Annotated in this window: 18 protein-coding genes; 2 read left to right on the forward strand and 16 right to left on the reverse strand. The window is 57.5% G+C overall.

The genetic code is table 11. From position 1 onward, the window contains the following. Nucleotides 1-246 precede the first annotated feature (246 nt). Nucleotides 247-831, forward strand: coding sequence for an SMI1/KNR4 family protein (locus Pan181_RS19710; RefSeq protein WP_145249347.1), 585 nt, complete (start codon nucleotides 247-249; stop codon nucleotides 829-831). Nucleotides 832-884: 53 nt separating this feature from the next. Here the strand turns inward: Pan181_RS19710 and Pan181_RS19715 are convergent, their stop codons facing one another. After that, nucleotides 885-1,280, reverse strand: coding sequence for a hypothetical protein (locus tag Pan181_RS19715; RefSeq protein WP_145249349.1), 396 nt, complete (start codon nucleotides 1,278-1,280; stop codon nucleotides 885-887). A gap of 574 nt (nucleotides 1,281-1,854) precedes the next feature. After that, a complete protein-coding gene (locus Pan181_RS19720) occupies nucleotides 1,855-3,336 on the reverse strand; it encodes a B12-binding domain-containing radical SAM protein (protein WP_145249351.1) in 1,482 nt (493 codons plus the stop codon). A gap of 405 nt (nucleotides 3,337-3,741) precedes the next feature. Here Pan181_RS19720 and Pan181_RS19725 point away from each other — a divergent pair, with 405 nt between their 5' ends. Beyond that, the gene (locus Pan181_RS19725) at nucleotides 3,742-5,028 is read left to right on the forward strand and encodes a radical SAM/SPASM domain-containing protein (RefSeq protein ID WP_197528529.1); all 1,287 of its coding nucleotides are present in this window, start codon (nucleotides 3,742-3,744) and stop codon (nucleotides 5,026-5,028) included. A 34-nt stretch (nucleotides 5,029-5,062) separates the two neighbouring features. Here the strand turns inward: Pan181_RS19725 and Pan181_RS19730 are convergent, their stop codons facing one another. The 14 genes from Pan181_RS19730 to Pan181_RS19790 all read right to left on the reverse strand — a co-directional run bounded on the left by Pan181_RS19730 (nucleotide 5,063) and on the right by Pan181_RS19790 (nucleotide 22,030). Further along, nucleotides 5,063-8,257 (reverse strand): valine--tRNA ligase, encoded by a 3,195-nt coding sequence (locus Pan181_RS19730; RefSeq protein WP_145249355.1) that lies wholly within the window; start codon nucleotides 8,255-8,257, stop codon nucleotides 5,063-5,065. 120 nt (nucleotides 8,258-8,377) lie between these two features. After that, nucleotides 8,378-8,566 (reverse strand): PIN domain-containing protein, encoded by a 189-nt coding sequence (locus Pan181_RS19735; RefSeq protein ID WP_145249357.1) that lies wholly within the window; start codon nucleotides 8,564-8,566, stop codon nucleotides 8,378-8,380. Between the two features lie 13 nt (nucleotides 8,567-8,579). Continuing rightward, complete coding sequence (locus Pan181_RS19740; protein WP_145249359.1) at nucleotides 8,580-8,822, reverse strand: hypothetical protein; 243 nt, start codon at nucleotides 8,820-8,822, stop codon at nucleotides 8,580-8,582. A gap of 56 nt (nucleotides 8,823-8,878) precedes the next feature. After that, on the reverse strand, nucleotides 8,879-10,447 hold the full coding sequence (gene cimA, locus Pan181_RS19745) for a citramalate synthase (RefSeq protein WP_145249361.1): 1,569 nt from the start codon (nucleotides 10,445-10,447) through the stop codon (nucleotides 8,879-8,881). Between the two features lie 390 nt (nucleotides 10,448-10,837). Beyond that, the gene (locus tag Pan181_RS19750; RefSeq protein ID WP_197528530.1) at nucleotides 10,838-11,743 is read right to left on the reverse strand and encodes a DUF1571 domain-containing protein; all 906 of its coding nucleotides are present in this window, start codon (nucleotides 11,741-11,743) and stop codon (nucleotides 10,838-10,840) included. 303 nt (nucleotides 11,744-12,046) lie between these two features. After that, entirely contained in the window at nucleotides 12,047-13,045 is a 999-nt protein-coding gene (locus Pan181_RS19755; protein WP_145249364.1) for a potassium channel family protein, read from the reverse strand. Further along, the gene (argJ, locus tag Pan181_RS19760; protein ID WP_231943650.1) at nucleotides 13,042-14,175 is read right to left on the reverse strand and encodes a bifunctional glutamate N-acetyltransferase/amino-acid acetyltransferase ArgJ; all 1,134 of its coding nucleotides are present in this window, start codon (nucleotides 14,173-14,175) and stop codon (nucleotides 13,042-13,044) included. Before argJ ends, Pan181_RS19755 begins: the two co-directional genes overlap by 4 nt. Nucleotides 14,176-14,278: 103 nt before the next feature. Beyond that, nucleotides 14,279-15,292, reverse strand: coding sequence for an N-acetyl-gamma-glutamyl-phosphate reductase (gene argC, locus Pan181_RS19765; RefSeq protein ID WP_145249368.1), 1,014 nt, complete (start codon nucleotides 15,290-15,292; stop codon nucleotides 14,279-14,281). 213 nt (nucleotides 15,293-15,505) lie between these two features. Further along, nucleotides 15,506-16,498, reverse strand: a complete 993-nt coding sequence (locus tag Pan181_RS19770) for a glycosyltransferase family 2 protein (protein WP_145249370.1) — start codon at nucleotides 16,496-16,498, stop codon at nucleotides 15,506-15,508. A 497-nt stretch (nucleotides 16,499-16,995) separates the two neighbouring features. Further along, a complete protein-coding gene (locus Pan181_RS19775; RefSeq protein ID WP_145249372.1) occupies nucleotides 16,996-18,234 on the reverse strand; it encodes a GTP-binding protein in 1,239 nt (412 codons plus the stop codon). 249 nt (nucleotides 18,235-18,483) lie between these two features. Continuing rightward, nucleotides 18,484-18,936 (reverse strand): Fur family transcriptional regulator, encoded by a 453-nt coding sequence (locus Pan181_RS19780; protein WP_145249374.1) that lies wholly within the window; start codon nucleotides 18,934-18,936, stop codon nucleotides 18,484-18,486. A gap of 993 nt (nucleotides 18,937-19,929) precedes the next feature. Continuing rightward, the gene (locus tag Pan181_RS19785; protein WP_145249376.1) at nucleotides 19,930-20,331 is read right to left on the reverse strand and encodes a hypothetical protein; all 402 of its coding nucleotides are present in this window, start codon (nucleotides 20,329-20,331) and stop codon (nucleotides 19,930-19,932) included. A 27-nt stretch (nucleotides 20,332-20,358) separates the two neighbouring features. Beyond that, nucleotides 20,359-20,499, reverse strand: coding sequence for a hypothetical protein (locus tag Pan181_RS26260; RefSeq protein ID WP_197528531.1), 141 nt, complete (start codon nucleotides 20,497-20,499; stop codon nucleotides 20,359-20,361). Nucleotides 20,500-20,599: 100 nt separating this feature from the next. Then, on the reverse strand, nucleotides 20,600-22,030 hold the full coding sequence (locus tag Pan181_RS19790) for a TolC family protein (RefSeq protein ID WP_145249377.1): 1,431 nt from the start codon (nucleotides 22,028-22,030) through the stop codon (nucleotides 20,600-20,602). Nucleotides 22,031-22,073 lie beyond the last annotated feature (43 nt).

Below are 22,073 nucleotides of genomic sequence, written 5' to 3' on the forward strand. Positions count from 1 at the left end.
CCCCCTCCCCCCTTACCTGGTTTGCTCTCGGTTGCTGACAGGTATCGGGGTCACTAGCCTTAGGCACGAAAAGCAGTTCCAATGCACTCTAGTTGCACGACTTTTGTTGCGGAATCGGAGGGCGACTAAAACGGCACTCGCCTCGTACTGGTCGCGTCGCGCTATCCTCGCATTCTCTTCCAATTTCTAGGCAGCATCTTCACTGGTTTCCGTTCAAGCATCTATCCCATTTGGTAGGCCTCAACAATGTCTAATATTCAAGCATCCTGGCAATCACTGGAAGCATGGTTGGCCGAGAACGTTCCCAGTTTGGCAGACGCTTTGCCTGGTCCTACTTCAGGACAAGCCATCCAGGCTATTGAAAAGAGGATAGGGTTCGCATTCCCGGCAGACTTGAAAGAATCGTACCTCACTCAGAATGGTGTGGAATATGGGGAAGGCGAGTTGAATATCTTCCCTGGGCTGGCTGACGAGATGGCATTTTGCCTACTACCTATTGAACAGATCGGCGACGAGTGGAAGATTTGGAAAGAGTTGATCGACGACGGAGACTTCGATGACGCCGCCGCCGATCCAGACACGGGTATTGATGAGGTGTGGTGGAGCGAAGGCTGGATACCGGTTGCCGGCAACGGATGTGGCGACTTTATCTGTGTCGACATGAAGCCCTCTTCGGAAGGCAGCGTTGGACAAGTCATCTATGCCCCGCACGACATGGACGAACGCAAACTGATCGCTCCTTCGTGGGCTGCCTATCTCCAACTTATCGTGAAGGGAGTCGAGAGCGGGGCACTTACCTACGATGAAGACGAAGGGCTCATCTACGTATAGTTATTTCAAACGACTTCGCTGCACGCCCAGATGCTTGTGTACCTGTGAGGATGTTATTCCGTGTCGTTCTCCTTGGAGCCCGCACGATCTGGGTTCACGCCCCGGGTGAGTAAATGGCTCACCACTTTAATGTCGGCTGCCACACTAAGCGGTTGAAGAATGGGGAACACGACGTTGTAGCTCCCAATCGGCTGGGAGCGGTCGAAGTAAAAGCGCAGATCCTGATTCACGAGATATTCGTACCACTCGTCGTAAGGGTCAGCCCCTTCGCCAACTGTCGTGTCGACTCTGGTAGCAATACGATCGGGTTCGTAGGTTGCCACTTCCAGAAACTCCGCCTGCTGCGCGGCGGTGAGTTCGTTCCACCACCGTTCAATCGCAGCCCGGTCGTGATCGTCGACCGCGATGGCGAGTGACTCTGGAACTGGAAGCCTGGAAGCTGCTGCCATCGATTTCTCCTACTATTGCCAAGGACAGGCAGACCTCACGCGATAACATCCCATCCGCGAAATGCTTCGATGGCATCAAGCAGATTCCGGCCTATTTGCGGCATTTTGTCGCTCGTCATCTCTCAAGTTTTCGATAGCAATTGGCCACCAAATGTGCTAATGTACACGTGACAGTTCCGTACTGTCACATGCACAACTCACTCCTATTCTCATTCCGCTAGCCGCGCTGCTGGGCACTCTGCCAGCCGCTGTTGCTGGGGGAGATGCTGTCTTACTGCGCGGTTGCTAACTTCTTGCCGCGCGTCCATTTCTAAGGATTGGTTTCCCATGATTCGAATAAAGCCCCCAGTGGGACAATTGAACTTCGACTTACGACAACGACCTGTGTCGCAAGTGGTTGCAATGACGCAGGTTACGCGATCGCACGGTGTCGTAAGAAATGCCCCCACGGATCGTTTTTCGGGAAATGGGGGAACAAAAGCGACCGCCGAATCTCGGGTGGAGAGATCCGACGGTCGCAACCACGGTGCTTTGCTAGCTCGCTACTGTCGAGCGAGTGAGGGGAGTCGGCCGACTAAGGCGACGCCAAACGAAGTCGGCAGACCTCGCGGAAGTGATGCCCGTAAATCCAGAGCCGCACCGCCAGGGCGAAGTGCTGGGGCCGGCGGGCGACGGTCCAGCCGAGCAACCGCCAGAACTGCCAGCGGCCGCGATTCACCACGCCGAGGCCCCACATGCTGCGGATTAGCGTCGCGATTTGCGACCACGCGATGCCCTTCGAAACGTCGGGCGCTTTGTAGTCCTTGAGGAACACTTTCACCCGTTTGTAGTAAGCCTCCGGCGAGTAAATGTTATCCATGATGCTGCGATACCCATTTTTCAACAGATCGATCGGCATCTTCGTAATCACGTTGGTCGAGCCATCGACGTTGTCGCCCGTCATGTTGGTGAGCAGCCGGCCTTGCTCCTTCAACGTTTCGTACAGTCGCGTGCCGACCGGCGCCTGCAACAATCCCACCATCGCGGTCACGATACCACTGTTTTGAATGAAATCAATCTGGCGTTGAAATATGGAGGGCGTATCCGAATCGAATCCCACAATAAAACCTGCTTGCACCTGCAGACCCGCGCGATGCAGCTTACGAACGTCGGCCGTCAGGTCGCGACTGCTGTTCTGGGTTTTCTTGCACTCCTTCAAGGCGGTCTCGTCGGGAGTCTCGATGCCCACGAAAATGGTATCGAAGCCCGCATCGACCATCGCCTTTTGCAACGGTTCGTCGTCGGCCAGGTTGATGGTTGCTTCGGTGTACAGCGGAAGCGGCTTCTTACCTTTGCGCCAGGTAGCGATCTCCGGCAAAAGCCTACGTACCTCTTTGCGATTGCCAATCAGATTGTCGTCGACAAAAAACACCGGTCCCCGCCAGCCAGCGGTATACAGGGCGTCGAGTTCATCGATCACCTGCGCCGGCTGCTTGGTACGCGGCTTTTTGCCGAGCAACGCAGTCACGTTACAAAAGTCGCAGTCGTACGGACAACCACGGCTGAACTGCAGGCTCATCGAAGCGTAATGCTTCATGTTAATCAGATCCCACCGCGGAGTCGGCGAGCTATCAAGCTCCGGCTTGAGCGGGCTGGTATACACCCGCTCGACCTCGCCGGCTTGCAAGTCGGCCAGGAATGGCGGAATTGTCACTTCCCCTTCGTTGAGCACCAGATGATCCGCGTCGACAAACATATCGGGCTCGCAGGTCGCCATCGGTCCGCCGACGATCGTAGTGACTCCGGCCGCTTTGCAACGCGCCAGGATGTCGAGCGCCGACTCCTTTTGAATGGTCATGCCGCCGATCCACACCGACTCGGCCCAGGCGATGTCTTCGTCGGTCAGTGTACTCACATTGGTATCAACAACACGCAGCTCCCACTCACGCGGCAGCAACGCAGCAACAGTCAACAACCCCAGCGGCGGGAACGACGCTCGCTTGCGCACAAATCGCAACGCATGGCGAAACGACCAAAAGGTGTCGGGGAACTGGGGGGCAATAAGCAAGGCACGCATGGCCATCTCCTTATCCGTTTAAACATTGTGCAACCACTTACCGCGATTACACCAGCGAACTTGAACTTTACACCTTGTAGCGATTGCGCACGAGAGCGAACTTACGCTGCGCACTCGCTAGCGGGCGGAAGCGACACGATTTGCGTGGTAGCATGTGCCACGATCGCACACCGCACACTCCGCAATCGGGTCGATACGCTTCGCCAGCGGCGAAAGCGATTGAGATACCGCGACGACACGCCCGATAGTATTAGTACGAACCAATGCGCTCTTGGGTTGATTCCGACCCGCGAGTACATTGATTCGAGCTTGTCGCTTCCTTGTCCAAACGTTGCGCAGCTCGCTTGGCCGCAGTTGTGCCCTTCGTTGCATCTATCTCAACACTTGTCGAGTAGGAGTACCGTGATGCTAACCCACCGCCAAGATGTTCAAGCCATGCTGAGCGATTACAAGTACCTGCAGTTCATCGTGGATATGGATCGCGAGTTCCGCAACGACCCGAGTTACCGTTCGCGAAGCCAGCTCAAGATTCTCGAAGGTGCCGCGCGCGGGGAACGGATCATCCCGTTCGACGACAAGTACGTGGTCAGTTCGTTCTTTCCGCCGATGCCATCGCCGGCGTTTAAGACGTTCCTAAGCGGTGCGGCCAACACCGAAACGATGTTCAGCGACCTGTCCCAAGGGCGACGCTCGGCTCCGCTGTCGACGCATGTTTGCATCACGACGCGCTGCCAGTATCGCTGCGAGCACTGCGGAGCAACCACGCCCGACAAGTGCAGCGAGTTGTCGCGAGACCAGTGGAAGAAGGTGTTCGCCGACCTGCAGGATTTGGGAGTCGCCTACTTTGGCATCTCGGGCGGGGAGCCGTTGTTGCGTCGCGACTTGGAGGAGATCATTCGCTCGATCGACGACCGCAGCACGACGCTGTTGTTCACCAACGCCAGAGCGTTGTCGCCAGAGCGGGCGGAGTCGCTCAAAGAGAGCGGGCTGTTCTACCTGGCGGTGAGTCTCGACTCGCCGGATGAGAAAGAGCACAACCGCTTTCGTCGCAATCCGCGGGCGTACGAATACGCTTTGACCGGCATCGAGAACTCGTCGCGGGCGGGGCTCTACACCATTGTTTCCGCGGTGGTCTACAAGAACCTGCTGACTCGCGACAACCTGCTTCAGTTGTTCCGCACCGCTGGAGAGCATGGTGCTCACGAGGTGCGCATCCACCAGCCAGTGCCGAGCGGTGAGCTGTCGGACACCGAAGAAGCCGAGGACATTTTCTACACGCCCGACGATATCAAGATGCTGCACGACTTGCAGTTTGAGATCAACGAGCTACGCCTCGACCTGCCGAAGGTCAGCTCGTTTACCTTTACCGAGGGACCGGAGAAGTTCGGCTGCGGAGCGGGGGTGATGCACTCGTATATTAGCTCGACTGGCGAGCTCTGGCCTTGCGACTTTGTGCCGGCGTCGTTTGGCAACGTGCTCGAGCAACCTGTCGCGGAACTCTACCAAAAGATGAACTGCGCAGCCCGCGCACCGCGCACCGAGTGCCTGGCCCGCACCGCCGCCCGACAGCTACAAGGCAAGAACCTGCCGCTGGTGGGGGACGAAGCGGTGGAACTGTGCGCGAACTGCAATAGTGGGCAGCTACCGCGATTCTTCGCCGACCTGAAGTCAGGCGATATGCACGCGGCTTAAACCAGCCTTAATTACGCATGGCGACCCGCCTGGCTTACTTCTTCAGCTTCTCGAGCGCTAGCTTGATGCTGTCGAGTTGCTTTTGGGCGTCGGCCAGTTTGTCGCGCTCGGCCTTTACCACTTCGGCCGGAGCGTTGGCAACGAACTTCTCGTTGCTGAGTTTGCCGTTGAGCGAACCAATGTACTTGGTCAGCTTCGTTTCTTCGGACTCGAGCCGCTTGGTCTCGGCTTCGACGTCGATGTACTGGCTCACGTCCACATGCACTTCGATGCCAACCAGATCGCCCGCGAGCGGGATGCTCGCGGCGATGTCCGGCGCGGTGACCTTGGGGCTTAGCTCCGTCGCCGTGGCGTTGGCCATCTTGGCAAAATAGGGCTGCATCGCGTCAAGTCGCTCAGCGACTTGCGGCGGACAGTTCACTCGGAACTCCAGCGAGTCCTTCATGTTGATATTCTGCCGACTACGAATCTCGCGAACCGCGCCGAGCACTGCTTGGAACTCGGCGAACTGGGCTTCGATGTCGTGATCGACCCAACCCCGCATATCCCGGAACTCGGGCCAGGTGGCAATGCAAACGCTCTCTTCGGCCGCGGCCGGGGTCGGCACACCACGTTCGGGGCAAACCTTACCTAGCAAGCTCCAGATTTCTTCGGTCAAGAAAGGAACCATCGGATGCAGCAAACGCACGAGCGTGTCGAGCGCGTAAGCCAGCACTCGCTGGGCCGTGGGGCGTTGCTCGGGCACATCGAAGCGGGCCTTGGCCATCTCGATGTAGAAGCTGCAGAACTCGTCCCAGGCAAAGTCGTACAGCGTCCGCGCGGCGTCGGCGTAGCGGTACGTGTTCAGCGCGTGCGAGGTCTGCCGGGTGACGGTCGCCAGCCGCGACAGCAGCCAGCGATCCTCGAGCAGAAGATCGGCATCGGTCACCTTGCCAGGCGTGTAATCTTCGAGATTCGTCAGCGAGAACCGCGCGGCGTTCCACAGTTTGTTGCAGAAGTTGCGGCCCAGCTCGAAGCGGTCGCTCACCACCGCCCCGCGTTTGAGAGCAAGGTCCTCGTCGCTTTCGGCCCACTGCGTGCTGAACGACTCTCCACACTTATCGCACTTGATCGCAGGAAGCACACGATTTTTCTTGGTCTGCTTGATCAGCGCATCGCAGTGCGGGCACTCGAACTCCACCGGCATGCGAACGTCTTGCGTCTCGGTGGTGAGGTACGCAATACCAAACCGCAAGGCGTCGGCCCCGAACTTCTGGATCACGTCCAGCGGGTCGATACCGTTTCCCTTCGACTTGCTCATGGTCTCGCCAAAGCCGTCGAGGATCTTGGGGTGAATGTAGACTTCGTGGAACGGCACCTCGCCCATGTTGTACTCACCCATCAGCACCATGCGGGCGACCCACAGCGTAATGATGTCGCGCGAGGTAATCAGCGTGGTGGTCGGGTAGAACGCATGCAACTCGTCGGTCTCTTCGGGCCAACCCAGCGTCGAGTGCGGCCAGAGGGCGGAGCTGAACCAAGTGTCAAGGACTTCTTCGTCTTGCTTCCAAAGTCCCATTGCTTCAAGTTCACCAATAATTTCAGGGTCATCATCTCTTACACACAACATTTCAAAACTATAGCGAGGATCCAAAACCTCAGCTTCTTGTTGTGCAGAACTCAATCCTTCAGTTCTTCCCCGATTTATAACTGCAACTCTTCCTTCCTCTTTCCAGTGTTCAATCTTATCTTCGATTACCTCGTCTCTGGCCAAGAGCTCTTCCTGCGTATAACCACTGGGATCAGGCTGAGTCAAAGTCCACACTGGAATCCGATGGCCCCACCACAACTGGCGCCCAACCGGCCAGTCGCGTTTTTCGCTCAGCCAGTCGAGGTAGGTCTTTCCGTACCGCTCGGGGACGATCTTCACCTTGCCGTTGGTCACGGCGTCCATCGCGGTCTGCGCCAGCTCGTCCATCTTCACGAACCACTGGTCGGCCAGGTAAGGCTCGATCGGGGTCTTCGAGCGGTCGCTGTGCGCCAGGTCTATCTCGCGGTCTTCGCGATCGGTCTCGGGATCGTGCAGGCCCAGCTCCGTAAGGTCGTCGACAACCGCTTCGCGGGCCTTCTTCATGGTGAGGCCGCGGTACTTCTCGGGCACGCTATCGTTCAGGGTGCCATCGGGGTTGAGGATGTTGATCGCGCCGATCTCAAGATTGCGTTGCCAGACGTCGTAGTCGTTCGCGTCGTGCGCGGGGGTGATCTTCACGCAGCCAGAGCCGAGTTCTGGCTTCGCCCAGATGTCGGCGACCAGCGGAATGGTACGCCCGGTGAGCGGCAATTCGAGCTGCACTCCACGGAGGGCCATATCGCGAAGGGTTTCGAGCTGCTTGAGCTTGGTTTGTTTGCGCTCGGCCAGGGCTTCGAGCTGGGCCTCGATGGGAGCCTTCTCTTTGGCAGGGGCCGCGGCCAGTTTCTCCTGCAGTTCGGCCTCGACCTTGGCGAGTTGCTTCGCCGGGTCGGGATGCACCGCCACCGCGGTGTCGCCCAGCATGGTTTCGGGCCGGGTGGTGGCGATCGTCACGTGGGTCGGCTCGCCGGGCTTGGGATCGATGACCGGATAACGGAAGTGCCAGAAGTGCCCCTTCACGGCTTCGTGGAACACTTCGTCGTCCGACACGGCGGTCTGCAGGTAGGTATCCCAATTCACCAGCCGCTTGCCGCGATAGATTTTGTCATCGCGAAACAGCTTGAAGAATGTTTCGCGAACCGCGCGGGCGCAGGTATCGTCGAGCGTAAAGCGGGTTCGCTCCCAGTCGCAGCTGCAACCGAGTTGCTTGAGCTGGCCAAGAATGCGGGCTTCGTACTGATCTTTCCATTGCCAGATGCGGTCGACCAGTCCCTCGCGGCCGAGGTCGTGCCGCGACTTGCCTTCGGTCTCGAGCAGTCGCTTCTCGACGCGGGCCTGGGTGGCAATGCCGGCGTGGTCGGTGCCGGGCATCCACAAGGTGTTGTATCCCTGCATCCGCTTCATGCGAATCAAAATATCCTGCAGCGTATTGTTAAGCGCGTGCCCCAGGTGCAGGGCCCCCGTGACGTTCGGCGGAGGGATGACCACCGTGTAAGGCGGCTTGCCATCGGGAACTTGCGACAGCTTGGGATCGGCGTGGAAATACCCCTTTTCTTCCCAGAATGGGTACCATTTTTCCTGGGCGGCGGCGTGATCGTACTGCGAGGGCAGGGATTTCATGAAAAGGCGATTCGGATAGGGAAAGGGCAGAGGGCAAAACGTCGATTTTCGCGGAAAATCGCGGGTGCGCAAAGGGTGATCGCAGGCCTTCGGCACCCCAAAATCAGGCTCCAACAGTCCTCAATCCACGAGTTTAAGCCCCGGAACCGACTGAAAATGGACATCGCGGGTGTAGAGCAGCAGGTCGTGCTGCAATGCCAGGGCGGCGATCCACAGGTCGTTCGTGGGAATCTGCTTACCCAACTTCCTGAGAGCGACAAACAAATCGCTGTAGTAGTGAGTCGTCGATTCGTCGGCCAACAACAGCACGACTCACCTGCTTCTACTGCCAGATTTCCGGCTCGACACGACGCTGATCTCCTATCGCCTTCAGAACTTCAGGTTCCAGCGGAACACCCGGAAAAATGTCGGCGAGTTCTCCGGCCACCGGGGCTGATGGTTTGGACGATAGCCCACGTGTCAGTGCTTCGAGCAGCACGACATTTACCGACTTCGACTCCTCTCGCGCCCGCTCCTGAATGGCGGCGTCGAGGGAATCGTTCACGTTATGTATGGTGTAATCCATTGCTGTTTTCTACCCCACGCTCGAAGTGTATCAAGCAAATCGCAGTTTACGCTACGCTACGCCATTTTCCCCTCGTCTTTGCAAAGCTTGTATTCGATGCTGTCGACCAGGGCGTCCCAGCTGGCTTGAATGACGTTTTCGTCCACCCCGACGGTGCCCCAGACTTCGCCATCGGCATCGCGGCTTTCGATCACCACCCGCACGCTGGCCGCGGTGGCTGCCTCGCTGTTGATGACCCGCACTTTATAATCGACCAGTTGCATGCCCCGCAGGTTCGGGAACGAACCGTTCAGGGCTTTTCGCAGTGCCGCGTCGAGCGCGTTCACGGGACCATCGCCTTCGGCCACTTCGTGTCGCACCTGGTCGTCGACCAGCAGTTTCACCGTGGCCTCGGTCACCGGCTGGCCTCCTCGGCTTTCGACCGACGTGTGGAACTTCACCAATTCGAAGTGAGGAGCATAGGTGCCCGAGATGCGTTTGACGAGCAAATCGAACGAAGCGCCGGCCGATTCGAACTGGTAGCCCGCATTCTCCTTGTCGACCACTTCGCGCAAGATGCGATCCATCAGCGCCTTGTCTTCGTCGATATCGTGTTTGGTAGTCATGGCGATGATGTTCGACCGCCCCGACAACTCGCTCACCAGCACCCGACGCTCGTTGCCGACCGTCTCGGGGGCGATGTGCTCGTAGCTCTCGGCGACTCGGTTGACCGCGTGAACGTGCATGCCACCTTTGTGAGCGAACGCGCTCGAGCCGACAAACGGCTGGTTGATGCGGTAGCTCATGTTGGCGATTTCGTACACGTAGCGCGACAGCTCGGTAAGGTGATCGAGCTCGCCCTGCTCGAGCACTTCGTAGCCTTGTTTCTTGAGGGCCAGATTAGCGACCACCGAAATCAGATCGGCGTTGCCGCACCGTTCGCCCAGGCCGTTGATGGTGCCTTGCACGTGGATCGCGCCGGCGTCGATCGCGGCCAGCGAATTGGCCACGGCCAGTTCACAGTCGTTGTGCGTATGAATGCCGAGCGGCTTATCGACCTTCGCGGCCGCCTCGCCGGCGATGCGGGCGACTTCTTCCGGCATGGTCCCCCCGTTGGTGTCGCACATCACGATACGCATCGCCCCGGCCGAAGCAGCCGCAGCGATCGTCTTCGCGGCGTACTCCGCGTTGGCTTTCCAGCCGTCGAAAAAGTGCTCGGCATCATAAATCACCTCTCGGCCCTGCTGCACGAAATACTCGACCGTCTCGGCGATCATGTCGATGTTTTCCTGCTCCGACACCCGCAGCACTTCTTTCACGTGAAAGTCGCTGGTCTTGCCGACGATGGTGATCACCGGAGCTTGCGACTCCATGAGTGCTTTCATGCCGGGGTCGTCGGCCGGCTTCACCCCCCTGCGACGGGTCATGCCGAACGCGCAGACCTTGCTGTGCTTAAGGGGCTCGGCCACCATGCGCTGGAAGAATTCGGCATCCTTCGGATTCGAAAGCGGGTATCCCCCTTCGATGAAGTCGAATCCCATCTCGTCCAACCGCCGGGCGATGAGCACTTTGTCTTCCAGCGAGAAATTAACACCCTCACCTTGGGCGCCGTCGCGAAGCGTCGTGTCGTAGATTTCGATGTGCATGGGGAGGATTCAGGGGTCGGGGGACAGGGGTCAGGGAGTAGTGATCCGGGTTTCGAGCCTTTGCCTCATTGGCTATCAGCTTGTTTTCGTCAAACGCAGTGCCAGCTTCTTACGTCGACCGGCGAGTCCACAAAAAAACCCCGAGGCTTGTGGCCTCAGGGTTGGGATTGTACCGGGTTTTGCCGTACCGCCCTAAGACCGCCGTGGGTTGCCAATAATAATTCGACCGCGAATCGCAGTGGGCCGATCGGTTATTTGGCGGACTTGGGTCATGGGAGTTTCTCGCGGGAAACGGCTGGTAAGCCCTCAAGTGTACTACCGGATGCAGGAGAATCAAGCCGAGGCAAGCCGCAAACCACCGAGCGATGGCTCGCAGGCGCGACGGATCGACTACTCGTCCTCGGCGGTTTCTTCCTCGTTTTCGTGGCTAAACTCGTAATCGGGGTTATCGCGATCAAAGTCCTCGTCGGTGAGTCCAACATTCAGCTTTACGTCGGTGTAGATGTACTCTTCGAGCAGGCGAGGCGGACCTCCCTCTTCGCGAGGCCAATAGTAAGCCGCGTAACCGACCGGCAATTTGTCTTCGTCATCCACGAACACCATCGCACGGTAAAAGGTAAAGTGATCACGCTTAACCGGATGAATCACCTCGATGCGAGTGCACTTACGATCGCCGACCTTGGCCCCTTCGAAGTACTTTACTTCGCATTCATCGTATTGAATGTCGTTTTCGATCACCTCGACGAGTCGCTCGATCATGCGCTTGAAACCGATGTCGGTAATTGGGTACCGGTTCTCCCTCATCGCCAACGGGCTGTCGGGCTTGATGTAGGTGCTCATGTACGACATCCGCTGCCCGCCGCGGCGAACAAACACCTTGCCGGCATGCTCGCCTTCGACGTACAGCGCTTCGCGACCTTCGACCGACGCAGGCTTTTCAAATCGCAGATACACGCTGAACGGCACGTCGGTCTCGTCGCTCTGCTGCGGGTGACGGACCTTGGCACGCATGAACTCATAGCTACGCAGTTGGCCTTCGATCCGCTCGCGACGAACGATATTGCAGGTGTAATCTTGCACGTTTTCGTTGATCGACTGCAGCGACTCTTCGGCCAACTTGAGCGCCGGATAGAGCGGGTGTTTTTGCCGCTCGGTCCTGGGCTCGGTAAGGGGAGTCACGTACGAAGCCAGCTTTTCGGCGTGCTCTTCTTTTGCTTCCTCCTCTTGAGCGAGGAGCGAAGAGCTAGAAGCCAAGGCCAACATGGCCGCGAATGTAGCGAATGTTCTGAGTAGCATTATCTTATGGGTGCGCAATACCATCCGATGACTCCTAATTTGATGAGCTAACAACGACCTCGATGTCGCCGTCGGTAGAAAAGACCTTGATTGATTGTAGGTCATAGGTAAGGTCTCCCATGCTCAAGCGAGGGTGCCCCCGCAATTTCTCGCCTGCACTTGTCGTCACAACCGTCAGAACAGGTGCAGTTTAACGCACGCTCTCCGCGACCGCGAACACTTAAAACAGTACGGAGCAAATCGCAAGATGGATCGCTGGAGTGCTAGCACCCCCAGACCACCCGAACACCCCAGACGCCCAACTTAGACCTTATTCGCCTTCTTGAAGTTCACAATGTCCGTGTGCCGGCCCATTACGATCATCGTATCCCCAGTTTCAAACTGGGTGTTCGCGTCCGGTGCAAACAGCATCTCCCCGTCGATCCGGCGAATGGCAATCACCAGCACTTGGTGGGTGCTGCGGAGCGCTATCTCGCGGATGGTCTGGCCGAGAATCGGGCTTTCGTCGGTGATCAGCACTTCTTCCAGGTCGGCGTCCATCGACTTGTTGCCGGCCATCAGGTCCATGAGTTCCGCCGTGTGGGGACGGGTGACCATGGCTGCCATCCGGCGGGCTCCGATCAGCGCGGGCAGCACCACTTCGTTGGCCCCCGCCTGGCGAAGCTTCTTCTCGGTGGTGGAAAGCTCGCCGCGGGCGATGATGCGTAGCTCCGGATTCAGATTGCGAGCAGTCAGGGTGAGAAACACGTTGTCGGCATCGGAGTGCAACGAGGCAACAAACGTAGCCGCCCGCTCGATGCCGGCGGCCATCAGGGTTTCCTCGTCGAGGGCATCGCCGGTGACGACCAGCATGTTCTCCGCCCGGGCGGCGATGGCAGCGTCGTTATCGTGCTCGACCACCACGTAGCGCACACCTCGGCGATCGAACTCGTCGGCCAAGGTTTGCCCCATGCGTCCCAGGCCGCAGATAATGGTGTGCCCCTTCAGCTTTTCGATTTCTTGATTCATGCGTCGAATACCCAACATACGATTGATTTGGCCTTCGATCATCACCTGCAATAGCAGCGTAATGGTGTAACCCAGTACGAACATGCCGATCAGGATGACAAAGATCGAGAAGAGCTGCAGCTTTGGTTCGACGCCGCTTTCCTCGGTGTATCCGACACCCGACACGGTGATCACGAAGTAATAGATACTCTCCAACCACGGCTTACCAGTAAGCCAGTGGTGCCCCACCACGGCCACGACGAATACGATGGCCAGTGCCAGCACAGCTTGGCGGATTCGGATCAGAGCCGTCATGTGGTGTAGTCGGCGTTCAGGCGAACGTACTCGGCGGTAAGGTCGGTAGTCCAGAAGCGAGCGGCGGCCGAACCTTCGTCGAGAATCAGCAGCAGGCTGATTTCCTTCTCGCTTGCCATCGATTGCGATACGACTTGCTCGTCGAACTTGACCGGTGCGCCGCGTTCGTAAACCAGCATGGCATTAATATGCAGGCTTACATTGCGGGGGTCGAACGAAACCCCTGCATAACCAGCGGCCGAAACGATTCGGCCCCAGTTCGGATCGGCACCAGCGATAGCCGTCTTCACGAGCGGGCTATCGGCGATGGTCTTGGCAATCTTCACCGCCTCGGCCCGCGTGCGACAGCCATGCACTTCGACCGTGACCAGATGGGTGGCACCCTCGCCATCGGCTGGAATCGACTGGGCCAGGTCTTCGCAGACTTCGAAGAGCGTCGTCCGGAACATGTCGAGCCCGCGACCCGAGAGCACCGGGCCGCCGGCCGCGCCGTTGGCCAAGAGCAGCACGCTATCATTCGTGCTGGTGTGTCCGTCGACGCTAATGCAGTTGAAGGTTTCGCTTACCGCGTCCTTGAGCGCCTGATGGGCGTCGCGCATCGTCACGTTCGCGTCGGTCATCACCACGGCCAGCATGGTCGCCATGTTGGGACCAATCATCGCCGCCCCTTTGGCCAGACCAGTGACGTTCAGAGCTACGTCGTCCACCTTGAAGTCGCGTCCTCGAATCTTGGTGACCGTGTCGGTGGTCATCATACCTCGCGCGGTTCGTTCGAGGGCGTCGTTGTCGTTGGCTAGAGTTGCCGACGACAGGCTAATTCCCTTGGCAATTTTCTCCATCGGCAGGTGCACGCCGATCACGCCGGTGGAGAGCACCAAGGTTTGCCGCTCGTCGAGGCCACAGGCTTCGGCAGTCAAGCGGGCCATTTCCTGGCAATCTTCTTCACCTTGCTGACCGGTGCAGGCATTGGCCACGCCCGAATTGATAGCGACCGCGCGAATTGTCTCGCTCGGTGTCAACTGCCGATCGAAGTCGACCGGCGCGGCGCAAACTAGATTCTGGGTATAGACTCCCACTCCCACGGCCGCGCGGTCCGATACCACGAGCGCGACGTCCTCCTTGGTCGACATCTTCTTAATGCCAACGTGAACTGCGCTACCTGAAAATCCGGTGGGGAATCGAGCGGTCATAAATGGTTAGGGTCTAAGGGCAGTATTTAGGAATGGAGAGGTTCTAGATTAACCCTGCGATCTCGTCGTGTCCAAACATAAGGTTGAAGTTCTGCACTGCTGCACCACTCGCACCTTTTATCAAATTATCAATCGCGCTCACCACCACCGCTCGGCCGCGAACCACTCGGGCGGTCACATGACAGCGATTGGTAAACGCAACATGCTTGGTCGCCGGCAGCGTGTCGATGACATCCACAAAGGGCTCATCGCGATAAAACTCTCGCAGCACTTCGAGCAAGCCACCGGTATCTGTACCCTTGGCAAGCGACGCATAGCTAGTGCTTAGAATACCACGATCCATCGGTATCAGGTGAGGGGTAAATATCACTTCCACCGCATTGCCGGCCGCTTCAGTGAGAAACTGATCGATCTCCGGCATGTGACGATGGGTCCCGACGCCATAGGCGGAGAGGCTTTCGTTGCACTCAGGATAGTGGAACGCCGGCTTCGGCGTACGACCAGCGCCTGAGACACCGCTTTTGCTGTCGACGATAATTCCCTCACCGGAAATCGCGCCAGCTTTTAGCAAAGGATATAGTGCAAGAATGGCCGACGTCGGATAACAACCGGGATTCGCTACCAAGTCGGCTTGCTTGATTTGATCGCGGTACAATTCGGGCAGGCCATACACGGCCGAGGCCAGCCGCCCGGGATCGGGATGGGTCACCTTGTACCACTCTTCGTACACCGCGACGTCGCGCAGTCGGTAGTCGGCACTCAGGTCGACCACCTTGAGTCCTTCGGCTAGCAACCCAGCCACTGCCTCGGCACTGGCCGCATGTGGCAAACAACAGAATACCGCATCGGCCCGTTCGGCGAGCTGCTTGGCCGAGAGTGGTTCGAGGCGCAGGTCGAGCTGACCAGTCAACGAGGGATGTACCTCGGACACGTGTGGGCTTTCTTCCGAACGCGTACCGAGCGCGGTGATCTCCGCCGCAGGATGCCTGAGTAGTAGTCTTGCGAGTTCCAAACCGGTGTACCCGGAGGCTCCAAGGATCGCAACACGAGTTTTCATGACAACCTTCGCTCAAAGTAAACGGACGCAAACGCTCGATAAAGCATCTGATTTTAGCGATTTCCGAGGCCCATCGCTACAGGAGGGAGCCACGCTTTCGGATGGCCAACAGACCCGTGAAAGTGCCCAGGGGTTCGCTAAACGTCCGCTGCGAGCAGGGTTTGAGTGGGACGAGCATTCGCCGGACGAGCCGAGAATGATGGCGATCAGCGGTCAGGCTACCTGGCGGGCCACCGATTCGGAACTCGGCAGGTCTTCAGGCGATATCGCCTCGCCATTGTTCGATTTCGGAGTCGAGAGTCCCCGCAAACGCTGGCTCCAATAGTGCTTTACGGTCTCGCCAAAGTGCCTGGCTCGCACCAGCCATGGCATACGAGTGTGCCACGAAATCGACATATAGCTCCGCCATTGCTGCAGGGTTGGGCGCTGGATGGTCTGGAACTCACGATGCAATGCCGGCGCAAGACTCTCGACGCCATATCCCATTTTATTCGCGTACCACTGCTTCAAGCGATTCACTGCCATGGCGTGCTGCAGCTTGGTCACGCTATCCGACTGCTGCCCTGCAAAGTGATTCGATTCGTGCACCCGATAGTCGATGAGCGACTCTCCTAAATGAAACTTGCGGGCACCGACAATCGATGAGGCCAGTACGAGCACGTCGTCGGCCCGGGTACGCCATTCGCTCTCGGCCGGATAAGGCAGCACCAACTCAGCGATGCTCCGCCGCATCGAAAGCGCCGACGTTGGTCCCCCCACGTACGCATTGCCAAGCAGGGTAGCAATGGTGGAGTAACCAAGGTCGCGTCGTGGCGCTGTCTTGCGTTGGCCAAGACGATCGCAGCCAAAGTTCGCGGCTCCTGCAATCACGAAGTCGGCTTCGTGCTGTTGGTAAGCATCGAGCGCTTGCTCGACATACTGCCGGCGATAGCGATCGTCGGCGTCCAGGAAGAAGAGCACTTCGCCGGTGGTCCGCTGAAACCCCTTATTGAAGGTGGAAAGCTGCCCGCCGTTGGCCTTACCGAACACGGCCACCCGCAACTCGTTGCGATAGTGTTCCTTGAGATGCGAAAGGCTACCGTCTTCCGACCCATCGTCGATCACGACGATCTCATCGAAGGGGACCGATTGGTCGAGCGCACTATCGACTGCTTCGCACACAAAACTGCGATAGTTAAAATTGCTAATTAAACAAGTCGTTCGCATTTGCTGATCAGCTTCCGACGAAACCGCCCATCACTCACCGCCCCATCTTGCCTGCATTGCTAGCATCTGGCCCGCCAGCAACAAAACCACTGTCGCCCCGATGTGGGACTTATCGGCTAAGTGACATCATCTTTCATCACACGGAATACCGTTACCACGTTGCCTGCCGGCAAGTATGGCAATCCGATCGACTGGCATCCCTTCCAACGGAGCGGAGAATCCCACCAAGCGACAATCACTATAAAACCAGTACTTATCGATCCCGAAACGGGCAGTGCACGAGTACTCTACATCGCAACCGATCGAGAGCAAGCTGCTTAGGTAGCTTCTTAAGACCGCATGTCGCGAATCGGAACCATAGCAAAGCCACCACGTTGCTCGGAATAGCAAGTTCCGAAAGAAGAGGAAGAGCAAAACAGGCATTGCTGGCCGTCTCGACGACCAACAATGCCTGCCTGGTAGTTCCGCATGAATCTTCGCCGGACGCGATGACCAGCCTATTCCTCGGCTACCACATCGGGCTCACCCCATTCGTATGTCGGCAGCGGATCCTCATAGGTGCTCCAGACAGCGGGGCCTTGGCTCAATTCGTCGTTCGTCAGCAAGCACTCCTCCAACAACGACTCAATGACCGGTCGGTCCATGTCGACCCCGATGAACACAATCTCCTGCCGGCGATCGCCATAGGGGCCCTCAAACTCCTTCTTGATTTCCTCGAGTATCTCAGCATTCTCCGGAGAGTCGAGCGGCCATGCATCGTCGGGTGCTGCTGCCCACCAGATGCCCGCTGGATTGAGTTGCACCGAGACGCCCGCCTGCGACCAAGTAAACGCCTGGTCGTGACGCGAAGCAAGCCAGAGAAATCCCTTGGAGCGTACCACGCCAGCGAGAATGCCATCCACATAATCCAGGTTCTCCCACAGGCGACCAGCGTGAAACGGACGACGCGCGCGATAGACAAAGCTGGTGATACCGTACTCGTCGGTTTCTGGCTGCTCCTGACCACGGGGAACTTCCAACCAACCTGGCTGGGCACTCGCTTCATCGAGCGAAAACAACTCGGTGCCGACAATCATCGAAGGTTCGACACGCCCTCGCACGGTTTCGATGATGCGAGCCTTCGGGTTGAGATTGCGAAGCACTCCGAGCAGTGTTTTCTTATCCACTTCGTCGATCAGATCGCACTTGTTCAGCAAAATGATATTGGCAAACTCGACCTGGTCGGTCAGCAGGTCGACGATGTTCCGCTCGTCTTCGTCGCTTAGCCCGATGCGGCGGTCGACGAGGCTTTCAGACGATCCAAAGTCTCGAAAGAAGTTGCACGCATCCACCACGGTTACCATCGTGTCGAGCTGTGCCACGTCCGACAGGCTCTGCCCCTCTTCGTTGGCGAAAGTAAACGTTTCGGCAACCGGCATCGGTTCGCTAATGCCGGTCGATTCGACCAGCAAATAATCAAAGCGGCCTTCCCTGGCCAATTCTGCGACCTCTTGGAGCAAATCTTCACGTAGTGTGCAGCAGATGCATCCATTCGTCATTTCGACTAGCTTCTCTTCAGTTCGGCTCAACGAGGCTTGACCACCACGCACGAGCGAAGCATCGATGTTTACTTCGCTCATGTCGTTGACAATCACCGCTACGCGTAATCCTTGGCGATTTGCCAACACATGATTCAGAACGGTGGTCTTTCCGGCTCCTAAGAATCCGGAGAGTACCGTGACAGGTAGTTTATTCATATCAAGAGTTCCTAATTTGGAGTTGCGTTTATTGTGTTCGTCGGGCGTGGCTTAGATGCGAGAAGTTCGCGAGCGTCGAATTGCAGCGAGGATGGCAAGCAGACGGGCAGCCCCAGCGCATGCGCGCAGTGACACTCAGATACACTTCACACTCGACTCGCAGCGCACATCTCGCCAGGGGACAGAGCCACACAACACGCGAAATTATTACCCACGTGCAATTGAATTGCAAGTACGCCCAGCAAGCATCTATTGTTTCGCGAGGCAGTTGCCGCAGTGCCCCTTCAGAAGCACTTCGGTAATCTCGCCAATCTTGTTGCGACGTGGGCCTCGACTGGGGGAAAGCGAGAAGGTGAACTCCTCAAGACACGAGAGCGTGCCACAATCAACGCACATGAAGTGCGGGTGATTTAGCTCCTGATCACCTTCCGTGGTGCGCAGTTCGAACCTGCGAACCTGATCCCCAAGGTCGAGTCGAATCACCAGACCTGCGTCGGATAGCTCCTGCAAGCAACGAAAGATGGTGGATTGGTCGAACCCAAAGTCACGGAGACACTCCACCACCTCGGCGTGACTCACCGGAGTGCCGATTCTGCCAAGTTGCTGAATCACCGCAACGCGAGCTGCCGTGCTCCGCAGCCCCGCCCCCTTTAAGAGCCCTTTTGCCCAGGCAACAGTGAAGTCTTGGTCGGCGGATTTCATGGTACGCGAGTCCGAGAAAACAGGTGAGATAGAGGACTCTAAAAGTACCCCAATTGCAGGTTCATTGCAAATGCAAGCAGACTGTATGTAGGTCCACAGGAGACCTTCGACGAATAGATTCCCAATTTACCCACCAATGGGAAAATTGAATCTGCACGCACGCTACAAAACCAGTGGTTTTCGCGCTCGAATAGATTCCCATTTCCCAAAACGCATCGAGTGGGAATCTATTCTCTCGCTGGGAATATATCGCAAGTCGTTTACCAGTAAGAAGTTGCATCAACACCTCCACGGAAAGTGCCTAAAATAGATTCCCATGGGTGGGAAAGTATTTTGAGTTGGCAGACAATTGGGGATTTGGGATAGCGGAATGTCATCCTGACGGGAGCTTCCAGCGACTGAAAGATCTCAGCCTACCGCTTACAGCCTAAAGCCTACAGTTTTGACACCCGCGCAGCAGCGAACCCAACACAAGGGCCATCGCGGTCAGATACCGCTCCTACAGCGCGCTTGCGTGGCAGATGGTTTCACTGAATTTCATGTTCACTCGGTTACATTTTTCCATCCTCCAACAACGGACTACTGACGACTAACAACGGACCACACACCACCTATCCATTAGAACACCACCGGTGGCCAATTTCCAGCAAAAACTGATAAGAAAAGATAGCCTGTCGTGGCCACCCTCCTTCAGGCTCCGCTGCGCCCGCCGAGGACCTCACACAGGTCCTGTCCGTTGCAGATAATCTCGGCGCAACGAATTCCCAACCACTTGCGTCTTGGTCTTGCTGACCGGACACACCCCCACACACTCAACTGGGCAAACAATGGGCCGAAGAGGCGTTGAATGTCCGCTTTTCTGTCCTCAGAAAGGAGCAGTGATCACTCATGGCGATTAGGCACTAGAATGGTTAAGTGCCCCCTTCTGCCACAAGCGATGAGGTGACTGTCCGAATCGTGTGAGCGATGGTAATGGAGTCTAAGCTACGCTGCCTATGTTATGCGAGCCTTGATGCTTGCTACCAGTTGCTCCGCCTCTACTAACGGAAAATCCATGTCCTTCTGTCGGAAGAACTCGAATGCAACAGCATTGGCGCCGTAGAGACTTTTGATCACAAAGTCTTCGGGATTTGCAGAATTAACAATGTTCTCAGGTACCGCAACCACAACCATAAGCAGCTGCTGCTGACGCGAAAATTTGGTGTTTTGCAGTCCATCCCAGTCAGGACTTCCCGTACTCCCTGGCACGTGAAACACGACATTCACAGCGGGACTGCTGCCGAACTTGAACTCCCCTCGAAGTTCTGCTGCCGCCTTGGTTGCCGCCATTATCGCACTGTCGATTTGGGAACCTGATAACTCAGGCCCTTTTAGTACGCTGCCAAGTGAAATCATCGGTTCGCTCTCGTACGTGCCCAAGGCTTAAGGTTTAGTGGTCCGGGTAGAGTGGTCGACGTACTTCGGTGAAAAGCTGGCGGTGTTGTCCCAATGCACCTGCTCGTCGGCCAAGAGCTTCGCACTGCTACTGGCGGTCGTCGCCGGAAGGGTCGACAACGTGTTCATCTGTCCGCCGTTTTGGACCTAAGCGACGCATCGGCACTGTTGCCAAGATCCCTGATTCGCGCAAGTAATACGAAATCCAGTTCGGCAACAGGCTACGCCATTAAAGTTGAGCTGGCAAGGAGACTTCGCATCCCACGGTGCGGTGCAGTTGGGCCATCGCTCCCGCGAGGGTGGCCTCGGCTCGGGCGACTTGTAGTTCGATCATCAGCACGTCGGAGAAATCGTCGGTCACTTCGCCGAAGTCGACCAGGCGGCCGCGGTAGTCGGCCGAGGCAAGTTGCAGAGCGGTTCTTGCTCGGGGCAAGATTCGCTCGTTGTACAATCGCAATTGCTCACTGGCAGCGTACACCTGCTCGGTAAGTCGACGAATCTCTCGGTAGGTATCATCCCGCGCGGCGTCATACTCGCGAGAAGAAGCGGACACCGCGGCCGAGGCTTCGCGAATCGAGGCGTCGATTCGGTCTCTCCAGACGGGAAGCGTTACCCCTACCATGAAGTTCACATTGTCGCGGCCATTCGCTACTGGCGACACGGCATCGGTCTCAGTGATGGACTGCCAGCCGGCCCCCAACACGAAGTCGGGGCGAGTGTTCAGGCAAGCCAGCTTCTGCTTCTCGCGGTCCCGCGACACTGCCCAACGAAGCTCGCGGAGCTTCGGGCTGCACTCGGCTGCTGCTGCAAACAGGGCATCCACCTCGTCGTAGGTCGAAGAACTATCCAATTGGTCGACCGCGACGATGCCCTCGGCGGCTGGCTGCTGGATGAGCGCGGCCAAGTCAGCTTGGGCCAGACCTTTGCGTTGCCGAAGCTGAATAAGCTGGTCGTCGATGTTGTCGACTTGCAATTCCGCCCGAAGGACGTCCTGCTGACTACCGCCCGCCTGATTGCGAGCCTTGGCGAGCGTGATCAGCTCAACGGCAATCTCTCGGTTCTTCTCGTTGATCGAAATGGCCCGCTGCACAAACCAGAGTTCATAGTACGCGAGCTTTACCGACTCCTCGATTTCCAGCTCGGTCTTCTCAAGCATCGAGGCGGCGATTTGAGTCTCGCGACTGGCGATCTCTCCCTTTGTCCACCGCTTTTCTGGCCAGGGATATTTCTGGGAAACCGAGAGCGTGTTGCCGGCGCGGCCAGCGGCAGTTTGCAGGGCTTGGTCGGAGATCGGATAGAAACTGTTCGTCAGCAGCGGGTCTTCTAGCGATTCGGCTTGAGGAACCCGTTGGCTCGCCGCGGCGACTCGCGCCCGAGCTGCCTGGATTCTGGGATGAGTGGAGCGAGCGAGACTGACATAGTAATCGACTGGTCGCGCCTCGCTGATCGGGCTCTCGGGAAGCTGGACGATGGATTCCTCCCCTTCTGCCATCTCGTGCTGCACCAGTTGAAGGTCCGACGATTCCTCGTCACCAGCAACGACAGTGGGAGGAGCGGTAGTGTCGACTGCAGCTTGGAATACTGGGTCCTGCCGGCATCCGCACGCAAGTAGCGTAGCGGCCAGAATCCAGCAGAAAACAGCGACTCTGGGGGGGGCCACGAGCTTGCTTTCGTAAAAAGGGACTTTATGAAAGGCGGTTTCG

The sequence above is a fragment of the Aeoliella mucimassa genome, from assembly GCF_007748035.1.
Classification (GTDB): Bacteria; Planctomycetota; Planctomycetia; order Pirellulales; family Lacipirellulaceae; genus Aeoliella; species Aeoliella mucimassa.